We start from the raw sequence: 6,138 nt of genomic DNA, 5'->3' as shown, positions 1-6,138 counted from the left end.
CAAGACCCACAACAAAAAAAAAAAAAAAACCCCCCCCCCCCCCCCCACCCGCGCCCCCCCCCCCCCCCCCCCCGCCGTCGTGCCGGGGTGGAGCCGGGGGCTACCGGGTCACTTGCCCAGGTACGCGCCGTAGATCTTCACCCACGCGATGTTGCCCTTCTTGTCGACGGCCTGGGCGGCGAAGGAGATGGCCTTCCCCTTCGCCGGGTTCTTCACCGTCATCGCGCCCTTCTTCACCGCGACGACCTTCCAGACCTTGCCGTTGTCGTAACTGACGTACGTCTTCAGCGTCTTCAGGTTCTTGCCGGCGGCCGCGCCCTGCACCGTGACCGGCACGGAGACGGTCCGGCCCGCCGGGGCCCGGCCGTCGAGGCCCACGGACGGGGCGAACCGGACGGTGGAGACGGGCAGCATCGCGAACTCGGTCCGCTGGGAGCGGAACGTCCAGGTCGCGTCCACCTGCGTGGAGAGCGGGCTGATCCGCGCGTGGTGCCGCACGGTGGTCGCCAGCTTGTAGTCGGCGGCGCCGGCCGGCACCGTGAAGGGCTCGTCGCCGGTGAGCGGGTCGCTGTTCTGCGCGATCTTCTTGCCGTTGCGGTACAGCTCGGTGCGGGCCGACGAGAAGTCCATGGCGCCCGGATTGCCCTGGCCGTCCGCGAGCAGCGGCAGGGCGCCGATGATCTCGTCGCCCTGACGGGCGATGCCGGACTCCCGGTCCACCAGCGGACCGAAGACCGCCGTGTTCACGGTCCTGGTGTAGGTCTTGCCCGGCTGGTAGGCCGCGGCCCGGCCCACCGGGTAGAAGCTCTCGTACGTCGGGTAGCCCTCCTCGTCGAGGGGGCCCGTCTGGTTGAAGCCGAACTCCCAGTTCACCTTGTCGGCGGTGGAGACGTACAGCGTGCGGGTGCCGGGCAGGCTCTGCGGGGTGGGAGCGTACCAACCGCCGTCCTGCGTCGGCAGGATGCCGCCGGCGGAGACCTCGCCCTTCTTCTTCGGCGCGGCCGCGCCCATGGTGATCCTCACCTTGGCCAGCGCGGACGCGGCGAACTTCCGGTCGTAGCCGGTCGCGAGCTGCTTGACCTTGCCGCCGACCGCGATGTCGTACTCGGTCGAGGCGCCCGAGGTCCAGACGCCGCCCCAGTGCTGGGCGAGGGAGCCGTCGGTGATCTGCGGGCCGACGTGCAGCGTGCGGAAGTTGGCCGCCGACTGCATGATCACGCCGAAGGAGACCGCGTCGTTCTTCGTCTCGACGATGAAGTCCGGCGAGAGCATGACGGGCTTCGCCTTGGCGTCCGGGAGCGTGAACCTGACCGGCTTCGCCTTGCGGGCGTCGAACGTCAGCGTGGTGGTGCGGTCGACCGCGAGCTTGGGCTGCACGATCCAGTCCGTGCCCTTGGAGGCGTCGGTCGGGTGGCCGTAGACCGTGGAGTTGACCACGTACGTGCCCTTGGGCAGGCGGATCTTCGCGGTGCCGCCGGTGATCGGCGGGGTCAGGAACGTGCCGCCCGTCTCCCCGCCGAATCCGTAGAGCGTGCTCTCCACGTCGGCGGCCGGGCGGCCGTCGCGCCCGATGTGCTTGACGCTGACCTCGTAGGACTCGACCTCGCGCTCGACCGCGGCGGCCGTGCGCACGCTCTGCCCGTCGCCGGTGGCCACCAGGTACGCGGAGTAGACGCCGTTCACCGCGCCGCCGAGGCGGGTGTCGGCGGTCAGCGTCACGTCGGCGGTGCCGCCGGCGGGGACGGTGACCCGGTCCGCCCCGAGGGTGAAGAAGCCGGCCGGAGCGGGCTTGCCCTGCGGGTCGGTGCCCGTCGCCTTCAGGTCGAGGGTGACGTCACTGGAGCCGAGGTTGCGGTACGTGACCTTCTCGGTGGCGGGCTTGTCGTCGGTGTGCGGCCACAGTTGCTTGTCGAAGCTCACCGCGACCGGCTCCGCGACGACGCTCTGGGTGAGCGCGCGGTCCACCGCGATCCGGCCGGAGCCCTGCTGGAACGGGTTGTACGCGCCGGGCTTCGTGGACGCGGTGAGCGCGCCCTTCAACTCGGCGTACGTCCAGTCGGGGTGCTGCTGCTTGAGGAGGGCGGCCGCGCCCGCGACGTGCGGGGTGGCCATCGACGTACCGGAGATCGTGGCGTACCCGGCGGGCCGCTCGCCGACCTCCTCGGCGATCTGCGAGCCCGGCGGGATCGCGGCCGTGGTGTCCACGCCGGGAGCCGTCACGTCCGGCTTGATCGCGCCGTCCCCGATGCGCGGGCCGCGGCTGGAGAAGTCCGCCAGCCGGTCCGCGTCGTCGACCGCGCCCACGGTCAGCGCGGCGTCCGCGCTGCCCGGCGAGGAGATGGTCTCGGCCCAGTCGCCCGAGTTGCCCGCGGCGATCGCGAAGAGCACGCCCTTCTCGGCCGACAGCTTGTTGACCGCCGCCTCCAGCGGGTCCACCTCAGGGGTGTCACCGCCGCCGAGGCTCAGGTTGACGATGTCGGCGCCCTGGGCGACCGCCCACTCGATGCCGGCCAGGATGCCGGAGTCCTCGCCGGAGCCGCCGTCGTCGAGCACCTTGCCGACCAGCAGCTTGGCGTCCGGGGCCACGCCCTTGTACGCGCCGCCCGACTTCGCCCCGGTGCCCGCCGCGATCGAGGCGACGTGGGTGCCGTGGCCGACCCGGTCCTTGGTGTCGGCGGAGGCGCTGAAGTTCTTCTCCGCGACGACCTGGCCCTTCAGGTCCGGGTGGGTGGAGTCGGTCCCGGTGTCCAGGACGGCGATCTTGACGCCCTTGCCGGTGTACCCGGCCTTCCAGGCCGCCGGGGCGCCGATCTGGCCGACGCTCCGGTCCAGGCTGGCCCGGCGCACGCCGTCCAGCCAGACCCGGTCGACGCCGGCCGCGGTGGTGAGCCGCTCGCCACCGGAACGCTGGTCGGTGAGCGCCTTCCAGATGGCCGGCGCGTCCGAGGACGGCGTGGTGAGCGACTCGGCGTTCAGCGACCGCAGGCTGCGGCCGACCTCGGTGGAGCCCGCGTCGCGGACCTGCGCCCTGGCGGCGGCGGCCTGTTCGCCCCGGTAGCCGACGATCAGCTTCAGGTTGTCCCGGTGGGCCCGCCGGACCTCCGGGCGGCTCAGCTCGGTGACGTCGAACAGCCGCCGGTCGAGCTTGCCGGAGGCGATCAGCCGGTGGGCGTCGGCCGGGACGACGAGCGTGTGCCCCTTGCTGCTCATCCGCTGGACCAGGATGTGCTCGCGGCCCTTGGCGGGCCGGAAGCCGACCGGACGGCCCTTGGCGTCCACGGTGACCCGGTCGCCGGTGATGAGGGTCAGGTGGTGCAGGCCCCGGTCCTGGGCCCGCGTGCCGGACGCCTTCCCGGCCGGCTCCGGCTGGGCGGCGGCGGGACTGACCATGCCCGCCGCGAGCGCCACGGCTGCCGCCACGGCGACGGCCGGTATGCACGCGTTTCTCACGTGTCTGCGCAACTCTCCCCCTGGAGAACTCGGTGGTTCGTCGAGCTGCCGGGGCGCGGGCGCACCGCAGTGGCGGCCGCGACCTTCGGCTCACCGGACTAGAGGGGAGGGAGGGCGCGTTGGTTACACCGCGGGGCGGCGAAAAGCGAGTTGACGTGAAACAGCCGCCCTGCGGGGCGCGCGATGAGTTTCGGCCGCGCGCCCGGTCTGCCTGATGTGGATGCCGAGAGCCCGATCGCCCTGACCGTGACCGGCCGGATCGGCGCTGCCGCCGTACCCGGCCTCTGCGCCGAACTGGAGCGCCGCCTCGCCGACCGGCCGGAGGCCGCGCGCACGCCCGGCACCGCCGTGGACTGCGACGTCGGCGGTGTGGAGCGGCCCGACCTCGCCCTGGTCGAGGCGGTGGCCCGGCTGGCGCTCGTCGCCCGCCGGGCCGGCCGGGTCCTGCGGCTGCGCCGCGCGCGGCCGGAACTCCGCGCGCTCCTGGCGCTCGTGGGGCTGTCCGACGTGGTGGCCCTGGAGGACGGCCCGGAGGAACGCGCACCGGGGGCGCCGCGCTGAACGGGCGCGGCGCGGTGGCGCGTACGGCCGCCGGCCCGCCCCCGCGCGACGCGCGGCGAAGGGCGCCGGGCCGGCGGTCAGCCCCGGACGGCCGCCGGGGGCGACCCGCTCACGCCGGGCCGGCCGGCAGCCGGTCGGGCAGCCCGAACAGCGGGAACCAGCGCGGGACGTCCAGGAAGCAGTGCATCCCGGTGATCGCCCCGTCCTGTACGTCGAGGACCTGCACCGCCCACGGGACGTGGCCGGGGCCGTCCGGATCGGGCTTGTAGTGCGCGAACGCGGGGGAGCCGTTGGCCGACACCGGCACCAGCCGGGAGCCCGCGCACGCCGCGCCGATGGTGGTCATGAAGCCCGTGATGTCCCCGGTGCCCCGGAGCCACAGGTCGAACGGCGGCATCGTCATCACCGCGTCCTCGTGGAGCAGGGCGGTCAGGGCGGCCATGTCGTACCCCTCGAACGCCTTCACATAGCGCTCCAGCAGCTTCTGCTGCTCCGCGTCGAGCGGGTCCGCCGCGTCCCCGGCCCGGCCCGCCGTCTCGGTCAGGGTGGCGCGGGCCCGCTGGAGGGCGCTGTTGACCGAGGCGACCGAGGTCTCCAGCAGCTCGGCGACCTCCGCCGCCTTCCAGGCCAGGACCTCGCGCAGGATCAGCACCGCACGCTGCTTGGGCGGCAGGTGCTGGAGGGCGGCGACGAACGCCAGGCGCACCGACTCGCGGGCCACGGCCGCCTCCGCCGGGTCCTGGACCGAGGGCAGGACGCGGCCGTCGGGCATCGGCTCCAGCCAGACGTCCTCCGGGCGGGGCGTGAGCGCGGCCCGCGCGAGCGGGGTCGGGCCGGTCAGGTCGACCGGGCGGGCCCGCTTCTTGCCCGCTTTCAACATGTCCAGGCAGACGTTGGTGGCGATCCGGTAGAGCCAGGAGCGCAGCGAGGAGCGGCCCTCGAACGTGTCGAAGGCGCGCCAGGCGCGGACCAGGGTGTCCTGCACCGCGTCCTCGGCCTCGAAGGCCGAACCGAGCATCCGGTAGCAGTAACCGGTCAGCTCGATCCGGTGCGCCTCCAGCCGGCTGTCCACGGCTCCGTCGCCGTCCGCCGCGGCCCCCGCGGCCGTCGTCGTGGTCACATCGCTCATCGCTCCACCCCTGTCGCGCGCCTCGCGCCGGGCATCCGCCACCCGGTACGTCGGAAGCTACCGCAGGCCACTGACAACGCGGGGGGAAAGCGGCCAGGGGGCGCCGGGCGCGGTGGCCGCGGCCACGCTCCGCCCGACGCCCCGCGGGCCGGCGGGCGGCCCGGAACGCGTCGCTCAGGTGCCGGGCTTGCGCCCGTAGACGTACACGTCGTCGCCGTTCTTCAGCAGCTTCCAGTATGCCTTCGCGTCGGCGGGCCGCATGTTGACGCAGCCCCCGGAACCCGGCGGGTTGTACATGGACTTGGTGACCGAGTGGAACGCCTGCCCGCCGTCGAAGAACTGGGAGTGCGGCATCCAGACCTTGTAGATGGTCGACCAGTGCTTGACGCTGCGCATGTAGATCTTCTTCGACCCGGTCCGCGTCTCCGCGCCGTCCCGGCCGGTCCGCACCGGCACGGGCCCGTACACCAGCTTCTTGCCGTCCTGCACCCAGCTCAGTTGCCGGGTCAGGTCGACGCAGGCGATGCGCCCCTTGTTCGTGGGGCACTTCCCGGCCTTGTTCGGGGTCTTGCCGGCCGCCCGCTGGGCGAGCATCGTGTCCATGGTGCGCCAGGTCAGCGGCCCGGCGTACCCGATCGTCGGGGTGATGCCGTGGGCCTTCTGGAACGCCTGCGTCGCCTTGCAGTCCGCCGGCGACTGCCTGCCGTCGACGGGCCGCTTCAGGAACTTCTCGACCTGCTTCTGATACGGGCCGGTCGACGTCGTGCAGGACGCCGCGTGGGCGGCCGTGCCGGTGCCCAGGACCAGGGCCGGTGCGGCCACCAGTCCGGCCGCGGACAGCGCCACCCCGCGCCGCAGTCCTCCCGCCGATATCCTCGCCATGATCCCCATGTGCGCCAACTCCCCTTCGTCCCCCGTGCGTTGTTGGTTACGTCTGTGAGACGGGCGAGGGGGTTCGGTGGTTGCGCAGCGGTATGTCACGGTTGCGTCCCGGCGGG

General features: G+C 73.2%; 4 protein-coding genes. 1 reads left to right on the top strand and 3 read right to left on the bottom strand.

Annotated features, from left to right (window positions below):
• Nucleotides 1–108: 108 nt before the first annotated feature.
• Entirely contained in the window at nucleotides 109–3,390 is a 3,282-nt protein-coding gene (locus tag ACZ6EJ_RS24995; protein WP_469270174.1) for a S8 family peptidase, read from the bottom strand.
• A gap of 243 nt (nucleotides 3,391–3,633) precedes the next feature.
• On the opposite strand from ACZ6EJ_RS24995, the gene ACZ6EJ_RS24990 reads away from it, so the two are divergent.
• Nucleotides 3,634–4,011, top strand: coding sequence for an STAS domain-containing protein (locus ACZ6EJ_RS24990; RefSeq protein ID WP_469270171.1), 378 nt, complete (start codon nucleotides 3,634–3,636; stop codon nucleotides 4,009–4,011).
• A gap of 109 nt (nucleotides 4,012–4,120) precedes the next feature.
• Here ACZ6EJ_RS24990 and ACZ6EJ_RS24985 read toward each other — a convergent pair whose 3' ends face one another.
• Nucleotides 4,121–5,140, bottom strand: a complete 1,020-nt coding sequence (locus tag ACZ6EJ_RS24985; RefSeq protein ID WP_469270170.1) for a sigma-70 family RNA polymerase sigma factor — start codon at nucleotides 5,138–5,140, stop codon at nucleotides 4,121–4,123.
• Between the two features lie 174 nt (nucleotides 5,141–5,314).
• Entirely contained in the window at nucleotides 5,315–6,031 is a 717-nt protein-coding gene (locus tag ACZ6EJ_RS24980; protein ID WP_469270169.1) for a L,D-transpeptidase family protein, read from the bottom strand.
• Nucleotides 6,032–6,138 lie beyond the last annotated feature (107 nt).

This window comes from Streptomyces sp. NPDC041970 (assembly GCF_055588985.1).
The sequence above is the reverse complement of the archived record's forward strand: the minus strand, read 5'-3'. Positions and strand labels throughout refer to the sequence as shown.